This is a genomic window from Nocardia sp. BMG51109 (assembly GCF_000526215.1).
Taxonomy (GTDB): domain Bacteria; phylum Actinomycetota; class Actinomycetes; order Mycobacteriales; family Mycobacteriaceae; genus Nocardia.
Window position 1 is genome coordinate 1,121,019 of sequence record NZ_JAFQ01000004.1, and the last position, 19,750, is coordinate 1,140,768.

Genomic DNA, 19,750 nt, shown 5'->3' on the forward strand with positions numbered 1-19,750 from the left:
AAGGCTAGGCTTGCCTAACCTTCTGGCATAGTAACTTACGGTCGCGCCCACGCCTATGCCTGTGGTTTGGCTAACCTAACTGTATGGGAAAAGGCATCAACGGGTTCGTCCTCAAAGCACTTCGTGCGGACGATTACCGCCTGACGGTCACCTCCAGCGACCGCATCAGTGACAACTACCTGCGACTGGGCTTCACCGGCGGCGGCCTCCTGGCCGATCATCCGGTGCATCCCACCCAGTGGATCCGCATGTGGTTCCCGGACGACAACGGCAGCCTGCTACAGCGCGGCTACACCCTCGTGGATCCCGATCCGGGCAACGACACCTTCGACATCGAATTCGCCCTGCACGGCGGCCCGGCCTCGCGATGGGCCGACGGCGCATCGATCGGCGACGTCATCGACGCCACCGTGATGGGCTCGAAATTCGCCGTCCCCCAGCCCGTTCCGCCGGAGTTCGTGATCTTCGGCGACACCGCCTCGCTGCCCGCGATCAACTCGCTGCTCGACGCGATCGGCGAGACCCCCGCCCGGGTGTGGCTGGAATGGCAGTACGACTCGGACCGCACGCTCCCGGTGCGCTCGGGCCCGAAAACCGAGGTGACCTGGGTGGAACGGGTCAACTACGGCCAACTCCTGCGTCAGGCCGCAGAGTCGCTGACCTGCGCCCCCGACGCGTTCGGCTGGGCCGCCTGCGACGCCGCGACCACGCGCGCCATCGTCAAGTCCCTGAAAACCACACTGCCGAAACAGAATATCGCCGCCCGGGCGTACTGGCGGTGATCAGTTCCGCAGCCCCAGCTTGATCGCGCCGTCGCGGACCTTGCTGCCCAGGTATTCCAGGAAGCGCGCCCCCGACGTGCCGAACGGATTGTCGTTGACCATGTAGGTCCAGATGGAGGTGGGCCGCTTCAGGCCGAGCGATTCCAGATCCACACCGTCGGAAGTGATTTCGGCTCGATCGAAGGTCTCCGACGAACTCTGGTAGACGACGCCGAAGAATTCGGCGAACTCCGTCACCGCGATGCGGTGGAACTCGTCGATCGGCGTCTCGCGCCCCAGCGCGCGCAGATGGATGCCCTCGCGCACATCGGTGAGGAAGGCCAGATGTTCGCTCCAGCGCCGATCGAGGTGGTACAGCACGATCGAGCGGGCGGCGGCCGCGAGCGCCTTCTCGCCGACGGTCTCCAGCAGCTCCTCGTAGCGCTCCGGGCGGAGTTCGCGGAGGCGCTCGGCGGCCAGTTCTTCCCGGAGCACCCGGTCGCGATGTTCGACGACCTCTTCCCGTTGGATCTTCGTGAGCTGGTGGTAGCGCCAGGTATTGCGATGAATCGCCAGGTGGGCGCCCTCGGCCACGCGCTGCGCGTGGTCCATGGCGCGCTGCGTCCGCCCGTCGTGCACCCGCCCGTCCGGATCGATCTTCGCGGGCTGCCGCAGATCCGGTACGTGATGCATCATCACGGCGTCCTCCAGGCTGGTGAAGAACACCGAACTGCCCGGGTCACCCTGACGCCCGGCGCGCCCGCGCAGCTGATCGTCCAGCCGGCCCGTGTGGTAGCGGCCGGTGCCCACCACACACAGCCCGCCGAGCTCCACGACCCGCTCGTACCCGTCGCCGTCCCGGGAGCCCAGCCGGATGTCGGTGCCCCGGCCCGCCATCTGCGTCGAGATCGTGACGCGCCCGAATTCGCCTGCGCGCGCGATGATCCCGGCCTCCTCGGCATCGTTCTTCGCGTTCAGGACCGCGCCCTCGATGCCGGCCTCGGCCAATCTCTCGGCGATGCTTTCGGATTCGGCCACGCTCAGCGTCCCCAGCAGCACCGGACGCCCCGACTCGTGCATCTCGCGCACGTAGTCGACCAGCGCGTCGTCCTTCTGGTCGGCGGTCTCGTACAGCCGATCGGGCTCGTCCTCGCGGATGCCCGGCACATTCGTCGGGATGCTCCCCGTATCCAGCCTGTAGAACTCCTTCAGCTGGTCGGCGACGGCGACGGCCGTACCGCTCATCCCGCAGACGGTGCGGTAACGCCCGATCAGCTCCTGCACCAGCATCGAGTCCAGCACCTCGCCGGTCGGGCTGACGGCCACGCCCTCCTTGGCCTCCACGGCCGCCTGCAAGCCGTCGGGCCACCGCTGTAGCAGCGCGACCCGCCCGCGCGCGGCATTGATCAGCTCCACCTTGTCGTTACGGACCAGGTAGTCGACATCGCGATGCAGCAGCGAATGCGCATGCAGCGCAAGCTGAATCCGGGTCAGCAGCTCGGCGTGCTCGACCGTGTACAGATCCACCCCGCCGAGCCGGGCCTGCACCTGATCGATGCCGGCATCGGTCAGATAGACATTGCGCTTGTCGCCGTCGACCTCGTAGTGCCGCCCCGCCACCAGAGTGTCGACGATCTTCGCGACCTCGTCGTCCCCGTGCCCGTGCTCCACCGAGCCGGCCAGCACCAGCGGGACGATGGCCTCGTCGATCATCACCGAATCGGCCTCGTCGACGATCACCACGTCGGGCGCGGGCAGCACCACCTCGGCGACGTCGGTGCGCAACCGATCGCGCAGCACATCGAATCCCACCTCGCTCACCGACACGTACGTCACATCGCACTCGTACGCCTCGCGGCGATGCTCCCAGTCCTCGTCCTCGCCGACCCAGCCGACGGAAACACCCAGCATCGCGTACAGCTCACGCATCCACTCGGCATCCCGGCGGGCCAGATAGTCGTTGACCGAGACGACGTGAACCCGGCGCCCCTGCAACGCGAATCCGACCGCGGCGAGGGCGCCGACCAGCGTCTTCCCCTCACCGGTGGACATCTCCACCACGTTCCCGCCGAGCATCCCGAGGGTGCCGAGCAACTGCACGTCGAAGGGCCGCTCATCCAGCGTGCGGTGCGCCGCCTCCCGGCCCAGCGCGCAGACCCGCGCCAGCTCGGCCTTGCCGAACGCCCGCCCCGACGCGCGCAGCCGCCCGGCCGCCGCGGTCAGCTCCGCCGCCGGCACCTCCCGGAACTCGTCTTCCAGGCGCCCGGCCTCGGCAACAACGGGCCGGTACCGCGACATATCCGCGGTCCCCGGTCGCTCCATCAGCTGCCGAACCCGCGTGCCCATCTCCCGAAGTCCCACACCACCTCCAGCCCGTCCCACGGTAGATCCCCCGATCCGCCGGAAAACAACTGATCGCACGCCATGCGAGCACCGCCCGCCTTGCCGACGAGACTACCGCCGCCCCGGCAGCCCCCGCCCCGGCCGGTTCTCTGCACCCTCGTCCGGCCCGCTCGGATCGGGCAGCGCGCCGTCGGCCCGCCGGGCATAGGCAGCCTCCGGCCACACCGTCACGACATCGACCACAGCCACCAGTTCGGCAGGGATCTCGGCCTCGCCGACGTGCTCGACGCTCGGCACGAATACGGCATCGACCTCCAGCCGAACCGCGATGACACCCAGCCGGTACTCGGGCCGGTCCACATGTCCGACGCCGACCGCACTATCGCCTCGGCATCCACACAGCCCACCGAGAATTCCGTCGCCTGTTTTCACGATCCGGGCCTCGTCGCATCGCTACGAAGCGACGGCCACCATGAGCTGGGTGCCGGACAGGATGCTCGCGGTCCAGCCGAAGAGGCGCTGGTCTTGATCGACCCGTCGTTCGTACGCAATCGAGCGCTCACGTATATCAGTCCGGCCAACGCGCACAAGGATATCGGTGGCGTCGACGCGTCGGCCGAGGCAATCCGCAAGACCGCCCGGCTTGCGGCGTCCTGCGGCTCCGATCGTCTGGTGAACAGCATCGTGGACGCGCGGCACGGACTGACGCCGTGGAAGGACCAGCCAACCGTCCGCAACCTCGGCGAGGAACTGAACGCCTACGGCTTCACCAATTCCCGCACATAGATATCGAACTGCGAGGAAACGTATCCCGGCGTGTCCTGCCGCCCGACCGAGCGCCATTCTCCGACGGCCGCATAGAACGCGTGCGAGTCCGCGGCCTGGGGCTGAACTGCCAATGTCGCCCGCTCTTCCGGCCGACTGCTCGACAACACATCGAGCAACCGCCGCCCCAGCCCCCGGCGACGCCAATTCTGTTGCACCGCAAGGTCTATGACGGCGAAGGTCCGGCCGTCCCATTCCCGGACGAGATCATCGGGAACGGGCTGCTGGAACCCATCCCACCACGGACCGTCCGGCTTCAACCCGACACCGTAGACGAACCCGACCAGGTCATCGGGCGTGCGAGCAAGTGCGATGCCGAACGTGGGATCCTCGATCAGCCTGTCCATCATCGCCCGATGCCGCCCCGACTCTCCCTCCGGCCACACGAACGGCGGCTCGGAAAACACCTGATCGTAGATATCGCACACAGCGTCCAACCACCGCCCGGCATCGGCCACCGACCCCAGTCCGACCGACACTTGCTGGTTCTCGCCCATCGCATGCCGCCTCTCGCGAATGCCTTGGGGCACCAGGCTACTGCGAGGGCCGGAGGCACAGACAGGCAGGAGCCGCTCTCAGAACGGCGGTTCCTCCGAACAGAGTCGGGAAAACCCGTGACTCGGTGATCCTCTACGTCACCGGCGTTTGCCCGGCGGGACGTAGACGTGGATCAGTTCGGTGAGTTCGGATTCGAACGCCCCCGCCAGGCGATATGACGGAGGGGACCGCCGAGTGGGTCGGCGGTGGTCACGATATCGGGCACGCGCAGCGGCGGCTCGCTGTCGTAGAGCCCGTGTATCTCCTCGCTGTCGCCGACCGTCGTTACCGCCGCGACGCGGTCGAGCAGCTCATGCTCTGCGTCGGTGAATAACTTGTCGTCCCCCCAGCCCCAGTCGTCCCAGAGAAGCATTTCGGTGCTGTTCAACGCGGCCAGGTCCTGCACGAGGTCGTGCGCGATCTGGGGTCGGCCGCGTGTCTCCGGAATGTCGAGGGCCGGGTCGACTACGAAGCTTGCCGGGTCGGCGATGCCTGCGCGGCACCGCTGCCACGCGGCACCGGCCGGTACGAACTGATCGAGTGTCAGATCGAGTGGGTCGACGCGTGTGCCGTCCGGGCCGGCGTGACCTTCGTCGATCTGGGCGTCGATGAGCCGCCAGCGCTCCTGGTCGGCATCCCAGACTTCGGCCACCTCGTGGTCGACGGCATAATCGGCGACGAAGTAGGTGGCGAAGCCGACACGCGCGCGGGCCGGGATACCGTGCGCCCGCAACGCCGATACGTACAACACCGTGAAGTCGCGGCAGCAGCCGACCAGCCGCTGGGTGGTCGAGCGTGGCTTGCTGAGCGGTCCGTCGGCCAGCTCGGCGAGCCTGCCCAGCATGGTCTCGGCATAGCGGGTGTCGATCTCCCGCATCCGCTCGGCCGGCACGCCCTGCTCCAGCGGCTTGTCGGCGCGGTAGTGGACAACCAGACCCGACACGACCCGTCGGATCTCGGCGATGTCGTCAGGAAGCCCTGCCAGCAGCTCGGCCCGACACCCTGGATCGGTCATTCTGCTCTGTGCTGTGTAGTACATGAGGTCGGTCATGAGCCGATGTTAGGAACGAGCACTGACGATCCGCTCGGGTTCTCCGAACTCGATTCTCATACGGAACTGCGTGCGCTGCCGGCCGATTCGGCGCCTGAGGGCTACTTCGCCGAGCACGCTCCCGACACCGAATTCATCGCTGGCGACATCCGTGAATCCCGCAGAAAGGGCAGACCCAGTAGCCCGTCACGCCGAATCCGCAGGGGTGACCGTGAATCCGCCGACCGACACCGGTATCCCGGCCGTCACAGGACAACCGGGACCCCGAAGAGTGTTGCAGCAGAGCCGAATTCATGCCGTAGCCTGGAGTGCCGCGAGCCGCCTGCCCGACCGGCGAACGGCCCAGAACACCACCAGCAGCGCCACCGCCAGCAGCGGGTAGCCCATCGCGATGCGCGCGAATGCCAGCCAGCCCGTGCTGTCCTGGTCGTAGAGCCACTGCTGCACAACGAACCTCGCGGCGAAGACACCGACCAGCGCGAGGGTGGCGAGGTCGTAACCCCGCAGCGACGGCTTGTCCCGGCGCCACGCGTGCCCGTGGCCGTTGAGCAGGCTCCAGATGACACCCGCCAGCGGCCAGCGCACCAGGATCGATACGAGGAAGACCGTGCCGAGCAGCAGGCTCGCCCAGATACCGATGAGGAAGAAGTTTTTCGCCGATCCGGTCTGGTAGGCAACGAACGCGGCGACCGCGACGCCGAGCAGGCCGGAGACGGCCGGCTGCACCGGTTCCTTGCGCAGCAGCCGGATCGCGGCGATCACGACGGCAACGCCGATGGCGGTGCCGATGCCCCCGGTCAGCCCGAGGACGGCATTGCCCACCACGAAGGCCACCACCGGCACCACCGAGTACGTCAGCCCGGACGGGCCGCCCATCTGCTCCAACAGCGTCGGCTTCGGTGTACCGGTCGACTCGGCGCCGGTCGATTCGGCATCGGTCACCGCGTCACCGGTACGGCCGGATTCGATCATCATGGGTCTCAACTCTTTCGTGTCGTGGCAACTGATCGCTTCGAAACCCAGCACACACCGTGCCGCTACGGCACAGTCAAGGGTCACGGCACAGTTTCCGCGAGACCCACGACGTCGGCCCTCGATCGGCTACCGGAATCTCAACCCTGCCGCGCTACGCCGGCCGAGCGCTGCTCGCGAGACCGTCCAGCGTGCGTACGGCCGCCGCGGGCAGCTCGATGCGCCCGGCGGCGATGTTCTCGTCGAGGTGGTCGGCGCTGGTCGTGCCCGGAATGAGCAGGGTGTGGGCGTAATGGGCCAGATGCCAGGCCAGCACCACCTGCGCTGGTGTCGCCCCCAGATTCCCGGCGATCTCGGCGACGGCCGGACGCTCCGTCGCCCGGTGCGCGCCGGGGAAGCCGGACCCGAGCGGGAAGAACGGCACCCACGCGATGTCGTGCTCGCGGCACAGATCGAGAACCGGTTCGGCGGAGCGGTCCAGCGGATTGTGCATGTTCTGCACGCAGGCGATATCGGCGGGCAGAGCCTGACGTAGTTGCTCCACCCCGACGTTGCTGAGCCCGATCGCCTCGATCTTTCCCGCCTCGCGCAGCGCGAGCAGTTCGGCGAGCTGGCTGTCGATATCCACGCGCTGATCCCCCTCGGCGATGATGCCCGGCGGGGCGTCCACGCGGCGCAGGTTGACCACCGGGATCCGGTCCACGCCCAGGGCGGCGAGATTGGCTTCCACCTGCGCCCGCAACTGTTCGGGCCGCTGGGCCGGGATCAGCCCGTCACCGCCGTTCGCCGCGCCGAGCTTGGTGACGAGCACCAGACCGTCCGGAAACGGTTGCAGCGCAGCGCGAATCAGCTCATTGCAGGCACCGTCACCGTAGAACTGCGCGGTGTCGATGTGGTTGACTCCGCGGCCGACCGCATGCCGCAGCACGCCGATCGCCGCCCCGCGGTCGACGGACGGGTCGCCGGGCCGGTGGGCGACCAGCTGCATCGCGCCGTATCCGATCCGGGCGACCGGCCGCCCGGCCAGCGCCGCCGTCCCGCCCGGTGCCGAGTCGATCTCTCCCATATCGGTCACTCCATCCTGGGTATAGTCGATATCGAAGCGGAGGTTCCTCCGCTTCAACTGACGATAGCAGAAACGGAGGATCCTCCGCTTGGTGCAGGATCGGGCAGATGCCCAACGCAACCGGGAAAAGCTCGTCGTGGCCGCCCGCGGCATGTTCGCCGATCGCGGCGGCAAGGTGGCGCTGGAGGCGATCGCGCGCGCGGCGGGCGTGGGCATCGGCACGCTCTATCGCCATTTCCCCACCCGGGAGGCGCTGGTCGAGGCGGTGTACCGGGCGGAGGTGAGCGGCGTGTGCGCGAGCGCCCCGAAGCTGCTGGCCGGGGCGCCCGCCGAGGACGCGCTGCGCGCCTGGATGGACCGATTCGCCGACTACGTGGCGGCCAAGGACGAGATGGCCGACGCGCTGCGCTCCGTCGTCGGCTCCGGGTCGACCCCCACCACCCCGGCCCCCGTTACCCAGGCCCGCGCCGAACTGGCCGATGCGGTCCGGACGCTGCTGGAGGCCGGCGCCGCCGAGGGCACGGTGCGCGCCGACGTGCGCGCCGAGGACGTCGTGGCGAGCCTGGTCGGCATCTTCGTGGCGACCGGACCCGACCGGCGCGATCAGGCCGGACGCATGATGGATCTGCTGATGGACGGGCTGACGGCCCGAACCGCTTGACGGTCAGGCCGGGGTCAGGTGCCACCCGGTCGCCCGCGAGCGCTCGTTCCAGAACGCGGCATAGCGCCCGCTCAGCTCCAGAAGCTCACTGTGCGTGCCACTTTCGGCGATCCGCCCGTCCTCGACGAACAGGATCTGATCGGCGTGCCGGATGGTCGCCAGCCGATGCGCCACCACGACAACGGTTTTGCCGCGGGTCAGCTCGTGGATGCCGCGCACCACCACTGCCTCGCTGTGCGGGTCCAGCGCGCTGGTGGCCTCGTCCAGGAGCACGATGGGCGCGTCCTTGAGCAGCGCCCGGGCGATCGAAACCCGTTGCCGCTCACCGCCGGACAGCGCGGCACCGCCCTCGCCGACGGCGGAGTCCCAGCCGTCGGGCAGGCGCTCCACGATCTCGTCCACCCGCGCCATCTCGGCGGCGTGGCGCACCTCCTCGGACGTCGCGTCCGGGCGGCCGAGGCGAATGTTCTCCTCGACGGTCCGGTCGAACAGATACACGTCCTGGAAGACCAGCGAGACCTGGCCCAGCAGCGTTTCCGACGGCTGCTCGCGCACGTCGTGGCCGCCGACGGCGATCCGGCCGGCATCGACGTCGTAGAAGCGTGACGCCAGCCGCAGCAGCGTGGTCTTGCCGCTGCCCGAGGGGCCCACGATCGCCGTCGTGGTTCCGCTGGGCACCGTGAAAGACGCACCGCCGATGACCTTTTCGCCGTCGCGATAGCCGAACTCGACGTCCTCGAACACGATCGACGGCTCGCCGGGCCGCACCGGTTCGGTCGCCTCGCCCAGATCGCGCTCGGCCAGGAACTCGGTGATCCGGTCGGCGGCGGCACCCGCGCTGCGCAGCCCGTTGGCCAGCTGCGCCGCGCGGTTGATCGGCTCGATGAACCGCGAACTCACCGCGATCAGCGCGATCGCCGCGGGGATCGCCAGGTCGCCACCGGTGCCGCGGGCGACCACCACCGACACCAGGACCAGGAAGACCGCCTGCACGCACAGGGCGAACACGATCAGGCCGGGCACGCTCGCGAAGACCAGGCCGGTCGAGGCCCGCTCCTGTTCGCGCAGCGCCTGCGACAGCTTGCGGTTGCCGTCGCCCACCGCGCCGAAGGCCCGCAGCACCGGCTGCGCCTGCGCGAATTCGACCACGCGCGCATTGGATTCGGCCGCCGCCTCGTGCAGCCGGTCGTTGGCGCTCATGAAGCTGCCGTTCGCCCACCGGCTCACCAGCAGCAGCACCGGCAGGCTGAGCAGCATGGTCAGCGCGATCCGCCAGTCGATGAAGGCGACACCGACGGCGACACCCACCGGCACCAGCACGGCGGTGACCATCGGAGCCACCAGATACGAGACGACGCTGAGGATTTCGCGCACGCCGCCGACGATGATCTTCGAGATCGACCCGGCGTTGGCGGTGGCGAACCAGCCCAGCGGCAGGCCGCTCAGGTGGTCGCCGAGCCGGGTCTGCACGCCGCGCAGCATGCCGACGCCGATGCGCAGGCCCGTCATCGACTGCAGGTAGGAGAACGCCGAGGCGGCCGCCACCGCGACCGCCATCCAGGCCGCCCAGCGCCAGGCACCGCCCAGATCGCCGTCGAACAGCGCCTGCAGCAACGGAATCAGCAGCAGGTAGGCCGCGATCTGGCCGAGCGACAGGCCGAGGATGAGGGCCAGGTACCGCGGCACCTGGGGACGCAGGTCCGAGGGGACGAGCGCGAAAACCTTGGTGATCATGAGATCTCCTGTTCGACCGGCATCTCCTGTTCGTCCAGCGCATGCAGGGATGCCTCGTTCATCTCCCACAGCCGCTGGTAGAGGCCACCCGCCCGGGACAGCGTCGCATGGTCGCCGCTCTCGGCCAGAACGCCGTTGTCCAGCACCAGAATCCGGTCGACCCCCGTGATGGTGTGCAGCCGGTGCGCGATCACCAGCACGGTGCGATCGGCGACCAGCACCGCGAGCGCATCCTGCACGGCGGCCTCGGATTCCGGGTCGGCGAAGGCCGTGGCCTCGTCCAGCACCAGGACCGGGGTGTCGGCGAGCAGCGTGCGGGCAATGGACAGCCGCTGCGCCTCCCCACCGGAAAGTATTGCGTCCGTGCCGATCTCGGAATCGTAGCCGCGCGGAAGCTCCGTGATCCGGTCGTGGATCTGAGCCGCCCGGGCGACCCGTTCGACGTCCGCGTCGTCGGCATCGGGCCTGGCCAGGCGGATGTTCTCGCGGATGGTGCCGCGGATCATCCGCACGTCCTGGAGCACGAATCCGACTGTGTGATAAAGCGCCTCGGTGGAGAAGTCGCGGAGGTCGGTGCCGCCGATGGTGATTCGGCCGTCGGTCACGTCGTAGAAGCGCGGCAGCAGCCGCGCCAGCGTCGACTTGCCCGATCCGCTCGGGCCGACCAGCGCGGTGATGGTGCCCGGCTCGAGCTCGATGTCGATGTCGCGCAGCACCGTCCGGTCCTTGCGGTATCCGAAGCTCACGCCCTCGAAGCGCACCGGAAGTCCGGTGCGGTCGGTGCCGCTCGGCGCCGGCACGGCATCCGCACGCACCTTCAGTTCCGGAGTCTGCTGGAGCTGATGCAACCGCAGCGCCGCCGCGGCGCCCTCGCGCAGCGCCTGGCCGTCGTAGCCGATACCGAGCAGCGCGCTGCCCAGCCCGACGCCCAGCAGCAGAAACGGCAGGACGTCGGCGGGTTCGATCCAGCTCAGCTCGACCAGCCCGAGTCCGGCCACGATCAGCACCAGCATCATGAACACGGGCGTCAGCAGGATCTCGGCGGCCGACTGCAACCGCGTCATGGGGGTCTTCCACGCCAGCAGGCTCGCGGCCGTCTTGTCGACGGCCTCCTGGAAGGTGTTGTGCGCCTTGCGGGCCTGGCCGAACGCGCGCACCACCTGGATGCCGTCGACGAATTCGATGATCGATTCCTCGATCTTGCGTTCGGCCCCGAGGAACACCATCAGCCGATCCCGGTGCCCGGCGCCCATCATGGCGGCCAGCGCCCGGGTGTACAGGAACAGCGGAATCAGCAGCACCAGCGTCAGCCGCCAGTCGACGGTGAACAGGTAGATCAGCGCGACCAGCTGGACGGTGACGGCCCCGACGAACTCCAGCCGGGCGTGCGCGACCAGGTAGTGCAGCGCCTCGACATCGTCCTGCAGGGTCCGCTTCACCTCGCCGGAACTGCGATCGGTGAACCAGCCCAACGGAACCCGGGTCAGCTTGGCGGCCAGCAGCTGCCGCAGCGACAGCTGGAACTTCGCGTCCACCAGATGGCTCCACACCAGCGCACCGGCCTGCAACAGCCCGCGCAGCACCAGCACCACGATCGCGGAGATCACCAGCCACCACACCCGGCCGGAGTCGACCGGCGTCGACAGCATCTCCCGGCACGCCTCGACGATCAGGATGAACGGAACGACGAAGCACACCGAGGCGACCACGATCACCAGGCTGGCGAGCGTCAGCACGCCGTTCACCGGGGCCAGGACCTGCTTGCGCGCGGCGCCGTCGGCCTTCTTCTGCTGTTTCAGCGCCACCTTGTCCGGCGCCGGCGGCGCGCTCGGCTGTGACGGGGCCTGCTCCAGGGTCTCGGCCGTCATGAATCCTTCCCTCCCGGTTCCGATAGCTCCTCGGTGTATACCCCTGCCGCCTACTGCGCGGCGAACTTTCGGCCGAGCGCCTGCAAGGCGTCCTGGTCCAGGCCGGACGCGCCCATCGGCGCCACGGTGGGCGCCGCGGTGTCGGTGGCGGCGGCCTCGGGGTCGGCGGGCACGAGCTGTTCGGCGAGTTCGTGGATCGCCGGGAACTCGAACACCGTCTGTACTTCCAGGGCGTAGCCCTGCTCGCCCAGCAGGGTCGCCAGCCGCAGCGCGGCGATGCTGTCGCCGCCGAGCGAGAAGAAGGTGTCGGCGCGCCCGACCTCGTCGTCCTCGTCCAGGTCGAGCACCTGGCGGATGGCGTCCGCGAGCATGCGCTCCTCGTCGCTGCGCGGCGCGCCGCCGAGACCGGTGGTGCCCGGGGGCGGCAGCGTCGTCCGGGTGAACAGCGCCGGGCCGTCCTCCCGTCGCCGGGCCGGATCATCCGGTCGCGCGGCCCATTCCGAGTACTTCCGCTCCAGCAGCCGGACGAACTCGTCGAGTTCGGGGTGCCCGGCCAGCGCCGGCGTGACGTCGACGGTCACGTCCGCGCCGTCACCGGTGACGACGTCCACCAGGATGTCGACACCGTACGGCCGGGCGATGCGGCGCGTCAGCTCACGGACAGTGTGTCCGGCGACGGGCGCTGTGGCGGCCTCCGCCCGGACGTTCACCAGTACCTGGAACGGCACGCCGCTGGTCACCGCGGCCGCGCCGCGCATCTCGTGGGTGAGCCGCTCGATCCGGGTGCCCGCGTGGGCGCGGGCCTCGGCCGTCGCCCGGGCGGCATCCTCGATCAGCTGCCGCGGGGTGCGGTCGCCGGTCGGATCGAGCCGCAGCACAAGCTGATTGGCGAAACCGCCGAGGGCGGTCTCGGCGCCGTCGGCCGCGCGGCCCGGATCGGTGAGGCCGACCGCGACGTCGTCCGCCATCCCGGTCTCGCTCAACGCGTGCGTCACCACCGCCGCCGACACCGCCTCGGCCGGGGTGCCGGCACCGGCCGAGGCGATCGCTTCCGGTGGCACGCGGAAGGTGTAGCGGGAGGCGGCCCCGGGCGCCGGCTCCGCGGCGGCGATATCGGCCCGCTCCGGCAGTTCGGCGAGGCGCTGGAGCCAGTAGTTCAGATCGGCATCCCCGGAAGCGTTGGACGCCAAGGTCTTCAGCTCCGCGGTGGCGAAGGTGCGGTACTGGGCAGGCGCCGGGACGGTGGCGCCGGCGTAGGTCGCGAACAGCTCGGCCACCAGCAGTTCCACCGATCGGTCGTCGGCGGCGACCGGGTGCACGGCGATCGACAGCACATCGCGATCGGGCGAGCGGTGCAACCGGATTCGCACCGGCGAATCGTGCACCAGGTCGAAGCGGTGGTCGGCGTCGGCCGTTGTCTCGGTATCCTCCGACTCGACGATCTCGACCACCGAATCGGGTGCCGGAGCGACCTTCTGATAGGGAATACGGCGATCGTCCGGGTAGACGGTGCGCAGAATCTCGTGCCGCGACACCAGCTCGACCGCCGCACGATCCAGGGCGACGGCATCCAGCGCGGGCGAGATCTCCAGCGCGACGAAGAGATTGGGTACGGCGGTGCGCCGCATCCGCTCCGGCAGCAGGGCGGCCTGCTGGGCCAGCGACGTCGGGGCGGGGCGGCCCCCGGAACGAGTACCGGAAGAATCAGACATGCGGTCCCTCCTCACTTTCCGACGTTCGCGAACGTCGGCTCCAGCTTGTCCAGCAGGTACGGCAACGACAGCGCGGTCGGCAGGTTGATGGCGTTGATCGTGATCATGTCGACGAAGGCGATGCCGCCCTGGCGCACCGACGGCAGATCGGAATAGCCGGGCAGCTGCTTGAACTTCTGCTCCAATCCCGGTGCGGCGCCGCACACCAGCAGGTCGGCGGTCAGATCGGTGAGCCGCTCCGGCGACAGCGCCAGGCGGCCGCCGTTCGGGGCCTCGTTCACCAGCTTCTCCGGCATCGTCATGCCCATCCGGGAAAACGTCTGGGCCGAGGCGTCCTTCGGATCCGCCAGCACCATCAGCTGGGTCGGCGTGGTCAGCATGCAGGTGAGAAACGTCTTGCCGCGCAACGCCGGATGCCGCGCCGTGACGGCGTCGATCCGGCCGTGCACGTCGGCCACCACCTTGTCGGCCTCGGCCTGCTTGTCCAGCACCTTGCCGAGCGTGGTCATCTGATCCTCCCAGGGATCGACCTGCGCGGTGGTCAGCGGCCCGATGGTCGGGGCCAGCTGGGACAGCCTGTCGTACATGGCCTTGTCCATCAGGAAACCGGGGGCCACGATCAGATCCGGCTCCAGCGCCGCGATCTGCTCGGTGACGTCGCCGCCCATGGTGATCTCCTCGGACTGCTGCGCCAGTTCCGGCGGCAGCCAGGGCACCGACGCCCCGGTACCGCCGGGGACCAGATAGCCGACGGGCGTAACCCCCAGCGCCACAGCGGCATCCAGCCACTGCGTGCCGATCGTGACGACCCGCTTCGGGGTGCCCTCGATGGTGGCCTTGCCCATGGTGTGGTCGACGGTCACCGATCCGGTCGAACCGGCGTCGTCACCACCGGATCCGCAGCCGGCCACACCCAGCACGAGACCGACTGCCAGCGCCACCACCGCCATCCGCCGCGGGCGACCTCTGCGGGCTCCGAAGACGCGCCTCGCGACAGTTCGACCAGGGTTCATTTCCGTCAGCTCCTTCGCCACGATCCGCCGACAGCGCGGATCTCCCCGGACGCCCGCCGCGCGGCAGGCCGCGCACTCGCATCGCCGGGTTCGTCTGCCAGCACCAACCAGCCCTGAGCGGTCCAGCTCGCCCGGGCGCCGGTGCGCACCAGGGGTCCGGCGGTGCCGTCGACCGGGAACGGATCGTCCACGAACCGCTCCGGGAAATCTTGTGCCACAGCCTCTTCCGCCAGTGCGGCGCCGCCGGCGTACACGTCGCCGACCGTGCCCGGCGGGACCGGCTGCCGGTGCTCGTCGAGGACCAGCACCCGCGCGCCGGGAATCGGGCGCAGCCGGCCGGTGCCGTCGAGCGGGCCGCGGGCCACGGCACCGGCGTATTCCGGCAGCCGGTAGGCGAAGCTCGCGACGGCCTCCGGCGACAGCTCGCGCAGGTGGTCGTGCAGCTCGATCGAGCACGTGCTGCCGACCACGTCCCAGCGCCGCACGCTGGGCATGCCGGGCAGGCCGCTCCAGTCCCGGAGGGTTTCGGGCGCCGCGACGACGTGGGTCACCGACCGCGCCGCGACCACCTCCGCCAATGCCGCGGGGTCGGCGCGCTCGGCCGGGGTCGGAACGACCAGCGTCGCACCGTCGGCCAGCGCCGCCAGCAGTTCCACCAGCACGTCCGCGGAGTCCCAGCGGCCGACGACCAGCCGCACATCGGCCGAGCCCAGCGCGGGATCGACGCAGTCCCACCGGCGTTCGAGCGCGACCGCGCGACGGTCGGCGACGGCCGCCGTCACGGCCTTCGGGCTCATCGCTACGGTCCCGGCTCCGCTGCGGACCCGCACGGGCGCTTCGACGTCCGCGGCGAGGGCGGCCAGCGTATGCATCGCGGCATCGAGGGAATCGGCCGCCCCACGCGCACCCGGCCGCGCCAGGCGCGCGAACACCTGGCCGTAGTCCAGGCATTCCGCACCGCACCGCACGGCGGGCCGGACCGGGGGAACGGCGTTGGCGCGCCGCAGAAGTCCGGCGATACCCACCACATCCGACAGCTCCACGCCGGTGGCCCACTCGCCGAGCACCCGGTGGCGCACCTCCGCCGGAAGGCCGAAACCCGCACGGGTATCGGCGATCTCGGTCATCACACTGGTCATCGGCCAACCTCCAGCGGGGTGTTGCGTACGGCTGCCGCCTCCACGAGCGCGGCCAGACCACTCACGGTCGGAGTGTCGAACAGCGCCCGGACCGCCAGTTCGACACCGAACTCGGCGCGGATCCGGGCGAGTAGCCGGGCGGCCAGCAGGGAATGCCCGCCCAGGTCGAAGAACGAATCGTCGGCACCGACCCGGTTGTGCCCGAACAGCTGAGAGAACAGCTCGGCGAGCCGGGTCTCGGTGGCGGTCGCGGGTTCCCGGTACAGCTCGACGCCCGCAGGCGTGGGCGAGGGCAGTGCGCGGCGGTCGAGCTTGCCGTGCTCGGTGAGCGGAACCTCGCCGATCACCGTGAAGGTGGCGGGCATCATGTACTCGGGCAGCACCGCGGCCGCATGCGCGCGCACGGCGTCGATATCGATCTCGGTCTTGCCGGTTTCGTCGGCGTCGCTGGGCACGAGGTAGGCGGCCAGCACGGTGCCGATCGTCTTGTCCAGCACGGCCGTTGCCACGCAGTGCGCCACCGCGGGGTGGCTCGCTATCGTCGCCTCCACCTCGCCGAGTTCGATGCGGTAGCCGCGCACCTGCACCTGTTCGTCCGCGCGGCCGACGAATTCGAGTTCGCCGCGGGTGTTGCGGCGAGCCAGGTCGCCGGTGCGATACAGGCGCCGTCCCGGCCGGAACGGGTCGGCCACGAAACGTTCCGCGGTCCGGGTCGGGCGATTCAGGTAGCCGCGCGCCAATTGCGCGCCACCCAGGTAGATTTCGCCGACGACGCCGGTCGGCACCAGTTGCAGCCGCTCGTCCAGCAGGTAGGCGTACACGTTGCGGTTGGGGTGACCGATCGGCACGATCCGGGTGCCCTGCGGGCCCTCGACGGTCAGGTGTGTGGCCGAGACGACGCCTTCGGTGGGGCCGTAGTGATTACGCAGTTCGGCGTCGAACACGCCCGCGAACCGGTCGGCCACCTCGCCGTGCAGCGCCTCACCGCCGACCGGCACGTGCCGCAGCGCCCGCCACTGATGCACATCCGGCAGCATCAGGAAGGTGCGCAGCAGCGACGGCACCATATGCAGCACGGTCACCCCGCAGCGGGTGATCAGGTCGGCGACATACGGGAAGTCGCGGAAGGCGTCCGGCTTCGGAATCACCAGGCACGCACCGAGGCTCAACGTCACGAACAGGTCCAGCAGCGAGGCGTCGAAGCTGACCGAGGACGATTGCAGCAGCCGGTCGCGCGCGGTCATCTCCCACTGCGCGCAGAAGCCCTCCAGGTGTTCGGCGATCGCGGCGTGCGACACCGGGACGCCCTTGGGGGTTCCGGTGGACCCGGAGGTGTAGATGACGTAGGCCAGATTGTCCGGCCGCAGCGGGCGGACGCGGTCGGCATCGGTCGGGCCGTCCTCCGGCAGGGTCGCGGCGGCCGCCTCGGCGGCGGCCAGTTCCGCACGGTCCAGCACGAATCCGGGCCGCGCGTCGGCGGTGAGGTAGTCGATCCGCTCGCCGGGATAGGACGGGTCGATCGGCAGGTAGGCGGCACCGGCCTTCAGCACGGCCAGCACGGCCACGAGGAATTCCATCGAGGTGGTGAGGCGCAGGCCGACGACGTCCTCGGTGCCGACACCTTGCCGGATCAGCCGGTGCGCCAGGCGATTCACCCGGCGGTCCAGGTCTTCGTAGGTGAATTCCCGATCACCGTCCGGCGCGGAGACGACGGCGACTGCTCGCGGCGCGGCGGCCACGCTGCGCTCGAACAACGCCACCAGCGTGGTGGGTTCGGCGGCGACGAGTTCGCCGTGCGACTGTTCCAGAATTCCGGCTCGATCGCGGCTGCCGAACATGTCGAGATCGGCGATCCGGCGCTGCGGTTCGCTCAGCGCGGCGTCCAGCAGCCGGACATAATGGGCGAGCATCTGCTCGACGATCCGCTCCTCGAGCACGTCGGCCTGATACTCGGCCTCGACACGGGCTCGACCGGGTACCGGAAAGACCTCGAGCGACAACGGTACCCGGGTGCTGGGGCTGCCGAATTCGATCAGGCCGGCGGTGACACCGTCCAGCTCCCACCGCATCTCGTCGGTGCGCACGCCGAATTCGGTGCGCACCAGTTGTTCGAGGCCGTCTCGGCCACCGGCACGCTCCGGATTGACCGCGCGCACAACCTGATCGATGCCGACATCGCGATGGGCGAAGGCCGCGGAGACGGTGTCGTGGACCGTCTCGGCGACGCCGGCGAAGGTGTCGCCGGGCCGCACGACGGCCCGCAGCAGCAGCGCGTTCCCGAAGTATCCGAGGCTCGTGCGCCGGTCGTCGCCGCGCATCGTGATCGGCACCGAAACCAGGAAATCCGTTGCGGCGGTGTATCGGTGCAGCAGCACATCGTAGGCGGCCAGCAACACCGCGAACGCCGTCGTGCCCCGGTCCCGGGCGAACCGCTCGACGCGGTCGACGAGAGCCGCCGGCAGTTCGCGCACGCTGCGGGCGGCCCGCAGCGACCCCGTGCCGGCGGGCACCGGGCGGCCCGGCAGTTCCAGCGGCTGCGGCAGCGGGCGCAGCGCACCGCGCCAGTACTCGAGCACGGATTCGTCTGCCCTGTCGGCGTTATCGGGCCGGTCGTCCGCGCCGAGCACAGGGTCGCCGTTGTAGAGGCGACTCACCTCGTCGCAGAACACCGGCCACGCCTCGTCGTCCCATCCGATGGCGTGCACGACCATCGCGAACACGTATTGGTCTACGCCCGTGCGGATCAGCAGGCAGCGCAGCGGAAGCTCGGCGGTCGGGTCGAACGGCTGCCCGGACGCGCGCCGGATCAGCACCTCCAGCCGCCGGGACCGGCTGGTCTCCGCCAGCTCGGACACGTCCAGCTCCTGCCACGCCGGCTCGGCCGCGTCGCGCACCACCCGGTAGGGCTCGCCCTCCGGGTCGGAAGCGTATGTGCTGCGCAAGATCTCGTGCCGCGCCAGGACACCCGCGACCGCCGCGCGCAGCCGGCCGGAATCGAGGGCACCGGTCAACCGGTACACCGCGCAGCTGTTCAGCGTGGTGTCCTCGGGATCACGGGTCTGCAGAAACCAGATGCGGCGCTGCCCGGAAGAAAGCTCCCTCATGCTGGTAAATCTGTGAGATATCCACCGCGCCGGAAGAATTGGGCTCCGTCGTGTTCGCGACCGTCGGCGGTGCGGACCCGGGTGATCAGCAGCCCGCGGTTGCGCCCGCGGTGGGCGTCCGGTCCGCAGACCACGACGCCGCCGCCCTCGACGACCACCACGCGGCCCGGAGTACCGCCGTAGCGCGCCTCCGACAGCGTCGCCGACAGGATCTCGACCCGCTCACCGCGGTAATGGGAGAACGCCCGCGGGTACGGCTCCGACAGCGCCCGCACGAACCGCTCGAGATCGACGGCGTCCCAGTGCCAGTCCATCCGGCTGTCACGGTCGGAACGCTTGTGGAAGTAGGTGCGCTCGGCGTTGTTCTGCGGCCGCCACTCGGCAGTGCCGGACTCCAGCGCGGCCAGCGCCTCGTTCACCACCTCCGGAATCAGCTCGAGCCCGTCCAGCACCAGTCCGGTGCCGGTGGCGTCCGGCCCGATCGGCAGCGACCGCTGCACCAGAATGTCGCCCGCGTCCAGCCGCTCGTCCATCCGGTGCACGGTGAGCCCGAATTCGGATTCACCGCTGATCAGCGCCCACAGCACCGGGGAGAAGCCGGTGAACTTCGGCAGCAGCGAATCGTGCAGGTTCAGCGTGCCGTGCGTCGGCATGGCGTACAGCTCGCGCGGCATCCAGGTGTACCAGCTGTTCACCACCATGACGTCCGGCTCGGCCCGCTTCACCAGGTCGATGGTCTCCTCGTCGGCCCGCTCGGTCAGGTGCACGGGGATGCCGTGCTCGCGGGCCAGCTCCTCGACCGAATCCGACCAGATGCCCTTGTAGGAATCCTCGCTCGCGGGGTGGGTCACCGCGAGCACCACCTCGTGCTCCGAATCGATCAGAGCCTGCAGCGTCTTGCGGCCCCAGGTCTGATAGCCGAACGACACGATACGCATGAAACGAACCTCACAACTCTACGACT

General features: G+C 69.6%; 16 protein-coding genes. 3 read left to right on the forward strand and 13 right to left on the reverse strand.

The features are described from left to right. Nucleotides 1-83: 83 nt before the first annotated feature. Nucleotides 84-782, forward strand: a complete 699-nt coding sequence (locus tag D892_RS0106355) for a siderophore-interacting protein (protein ID WP_024800444.1) — start codon at nt 84-86, stop codon at nt 780-782. Here D892_RS0106355 and secA2 read toward each other — a convergent pair whose 3' ends face one another. After that, complete coding sequence (secA2, locus tag D892_RS0106360; RefSeq protein WP_036566793.1) at nt 783-3,107, reverse strand: accessory Sec system translocase SecA2; 2,325 nt, start codon at nt 3,105-3,107, stop codon at nt 783-785. It abuts the gene before it with no gap. 108 nt (nt 3,108-3,215) lie between these two features. Next, the gene (locus D892_RS0106365; protein WP_024800446.1) at nt 3,216-3,464 is read right to left on the reverse strand and encodes a hypothetical protein; all 249 of its coding nucleotides are present in this window, start codon (nt 3,462-3,464) and stop codon (nt 3,216-3,218) included. Between D892_RS0106365 and D892_RS0106370 the strand changes: the two genes are divergently transcribed. Then, nucleotides 3,465-3,890, forward strand: coding sequence for a hypothetical protein (locus tag D892_RS0106370; RefSeq protein ID WP_024800447.1), 426 nt, complete (start codon nt 3,465-3,467; stop codon nt 3,888-3,890). On the opposite strand, the gene D892_RS40550 is transcribed toward D892_RS0106370, so the two are convergent. The 4 genes from D892_RS40550 to D892_RS0106390 all read right to left on the reverse strand — a co-directional run bounded on the left by D892_RS40550 (nt 3,863) and on the right by D892_RS0106390 (nt 7,555). Continuing rightward, nucleotides 3,863-4,426, reverse strand: coding sequence for a GNAT family N-acetyltransferase (locus D892_RS40550; RefSeq protein WP_024800448.1), 564 nt, complete (start codon nt 4,424-4,426; stop codon nt 3,863-3,865). The two genes, D892_RS0106370 and D892_RS40550, sit on opposite strands and share 28 nt — an antisense overlap. Nucleotides 4,427-4,599: 173 nt before the next feature. Next, entirely contained in the window at nt 4,600-5,517 is a 918-nt protein-coding gene (locus D892_RS0106380; RefSeq protein WP_024800449.1) for a transglutaminase-like domain-containing protein, read from the reverse strand. Nucleotides 5,518-5,808: 291 nt separating this feature from the next. Continuing rightward, nucleotides 5,809-6,393 carry a DUF3159 domain-containing protein gene (locus D892_RS0106385; RefSeq protein WP_232236303.1) on the reverse strand — a complete coding sequence of 195 codons (585 nt, stop codon included), beginning with the start codon at nt 6,391-6,393 and terminating at the stop codon, nt 5,809-5,811. Nucleotides 6,394-6,643: 250 nt separating this feature from the next. Then, on the reverse strand, nt 6,644-7,555 hold the full coding sequence (locus D892_RS0106390) for an aldo/keto reductase (RefSeq protein WP_024800451.1): 912 nt from the start codon (nt 7,553-7,555) through the stop codon (nt 6,644-6,646). 91 nt (nt 7,556-7,646) lie between these two features. Here D892_RS0106390 and D892_RS0106395 point away from each other — a divergent pair, with 91 nt between their 5' ends. Further along, complete coding sequence (locus D892_RS0106395) at nt 7,647-8,216, forward strand: TetR/AcrR family transcriptional regulator (RefSeq protein ID WP_024800452.1); 570 nt, start codon at nt 7,647-7,649, stop codon at nt 8,214-8,216. Between the two features lie 3 nt (nt 8,217-8,219). On the opposite strand, the gene D892_RS0106400 is transcribed toward D892_RS0106395, so the two are convergent. From D892_RS0106400 to D892_RS0106430, 7 genes are all read right to left on the reverse strand, one after another. Further along, nucleotides 8,220-9,950: an ABC transporter ATP-binding protein gene (locus D892_RS0106400; RefSeq protein ID WP_024800453.1), complete on the reverse strand. Its 1,731-nt coding sequence runs from the start codon at nt 9,948-9,950 to the stop codon at nt 8,220-8,222. Further along, nucleotides 9,947-11,818, reverse strand: coding sequence for an ABC transporter ATP-binding protein (locus D892_RS0106405; protein WP_024800454.1), 1,872 nt, complete (start codon nt 11,816-11,818; stop codon nt 9,947-9,949). The genes D892_RS0106400 and D892_RS0106405 overlap by 4 nt, the downstream gene beginning before the upstream one ends. Before the next feature lie 50 nt (nt 11,819-11,868). Continuing rightward, nucleotides 11,869-13,530 carry a condensation domain-containing protein gene (locus tag D892_RS0106410; protein WP_024800455.1) on the reverse strand — a complete coding sequence of 554 codons (1,662 nt, stop codon included), beginning with the start codon at nt 13,528-13,530 and terminating at the stop codon, nt 11,869-11,871. A gap of 11 nt (nt 13,531-13,541) precedes the next feature. Beyond that, nucleotides 13,542-14,480: an ABC transporter substrate-binding protein gene (locus D892_RS0106415; RefSeq protein ID WP_024800456.1), complete on the reverse strand. Its 939-nt coding sequence runs from the start codon at nt 14,478-14,480 to the stop codon at nt 13,542-13,544. 68 nt (nt 14,481-14,548) lie between these two features. Continuing rightward, nucleotides 14,549-15,682, reverse strand: coding sequence for an AMP-binding protein (locus D892_RS0106420; RefSeq protein WP_024800457.1), 1,134 nt, complete (start codon nt 15,680-15,682; stop codon nt 14,549-14,551). After that, nucleotides 15,679-18,786, reverse strand: coding sequence for a non-ribosomal peptide synthetase (locus D892_RS0106425; RefSeq protein ID WP_051499013.1), 3,108 nt, complete (start codon nt 18,784-18,786; stop codon nt 15,679-15,681). The genes D892_RS0106420 and D892_RS0106425 overlap by 4 nt, the downstream gene beginning before the upstream one ends. Next, nucleotides 18,783-19,724, reverse strand: coding sequence for a methionyl-tRNA formyltransferase (locus D892_RS0106430; RefSeq protein ID WP_024800459.1), 942 nt, complete (start codon nt 19,722-19,724; stop codon nt 18,783-18,785). The genes D892_RS0106425 and D892_RS0106430 overlap by 4 nt, the downstream gene beginning before the upstream one ends. Nucleotides 19,725-19,750 lie beyond the last annotated feature (26 nt).

What these genes read in the sequence shown, in the direction of transcription:
- D892_RS0106355 (WP_024800444.1), top strand. Translation starts at nt 84, where the DNA reads ATGGGAAAAGGCATCAACGGGTTCGTCCTCAAAGCACTTCGTGCGGAC.
- secA2 (WP_036566793.1), bottom strand. Translation starts at nt 3,107, where the DNA reads ATGGGCACGCGGGTTCGGCAGCTGATGGAGCGACCGGGGACCGCGGAT.
- D892_RS0106370 (WP_024800447.1), top strand. Translation starts at nt 3,465, where the DNA reads ATGTCCGACGCCGACCGCACTATCGCCTCGGCATCCACACAGCCCACC.
- D892_RS40550 (WP_024800448.1), bottom strand. Translation starts at nt 4,426, where the DNA reads ATGGGCGAGAACCAGCAAGTGTCGGTCGGACTGGGGTCGGTGGCCGAT.
- D892_RS0106380 (WP_024800449.1), bottom strand. Translation starts at nt 5,517, where the DNA reads ATGACCGACCTCATGTACTACACAGCACAGAGCAGAATGACCGATCCA.
- D892_RS0106385 (WP_232236303.1), bottom strand. Translation starts at nt 6,393, where the DNA reads ATGGGCGGCCCGTCCGGGCTGACGTACTCGGTGGTGCCGGTGGTGGCC.
- D892_RS0106390 (WP_024800451.1), bottom strand. Translation starts at nt 7,555, where the DNA reads ATGGGAGAGATCGACTCGGCACCGGGCGGGACGGCGGCGCTGGCCGGG.
- D892_RS0106400 (WP_024800453.1), bottom strand. Translation starts at nt 9,950, where the DNA reads ATGATCACCAAGGTTTTCGCGCTCGTCCCCTCGGACCTGCGTCCCCAG.
- D892_RS0106405 (WP_024800454.1), bottom strand. Translation starts at nt 11,818, where the DNA reads ATGACGGCCGAGACCCTGGAGCAGGCCCCGTCACAGCCGAGCGCGCCG.
- D892_RS0106410 (WP_024800455.1), bottom strand. Translation starts at nt 13,530, where the DNA reads ATGTCTGATTCTTCCGGTACTCGTTCCGGGGGCCGCCCCGCCCCGACG.
- D892_RS0106415 (WP_024800456.1), bottom strand. Translation starts at nt 14,480, where the DNA reads ATGGCGGTGGTGGCGCTGGCAGTCGGTCTCGTGCTGGGTGTGGCCGGC.
- D892_RS0106420 (WP_024800457.1), bottom strand. Translation starts at nt 15,682, where the DNA reads ATGACCAGTGTGATGACCGAGATCGCCGATACCCGTGCGGGTTTCGGC.
- D892_RS0106425 (WP_051499013.1), bottom strand. Translation starts at nt 18,786, where the DNA reads ATGAGGGAGCTTTCTTCCGGGCAGCGCCGCATCTGGTTTCTGCAGACC.
- D892_RS0106430 (WP_024800459.1), bottom strand. Translation starts at nt 19,724, where the DNA reads ATGCGTATCGTGTCGTTCGGCTATCAGACCTGGGGCCGCAAGACGCTG.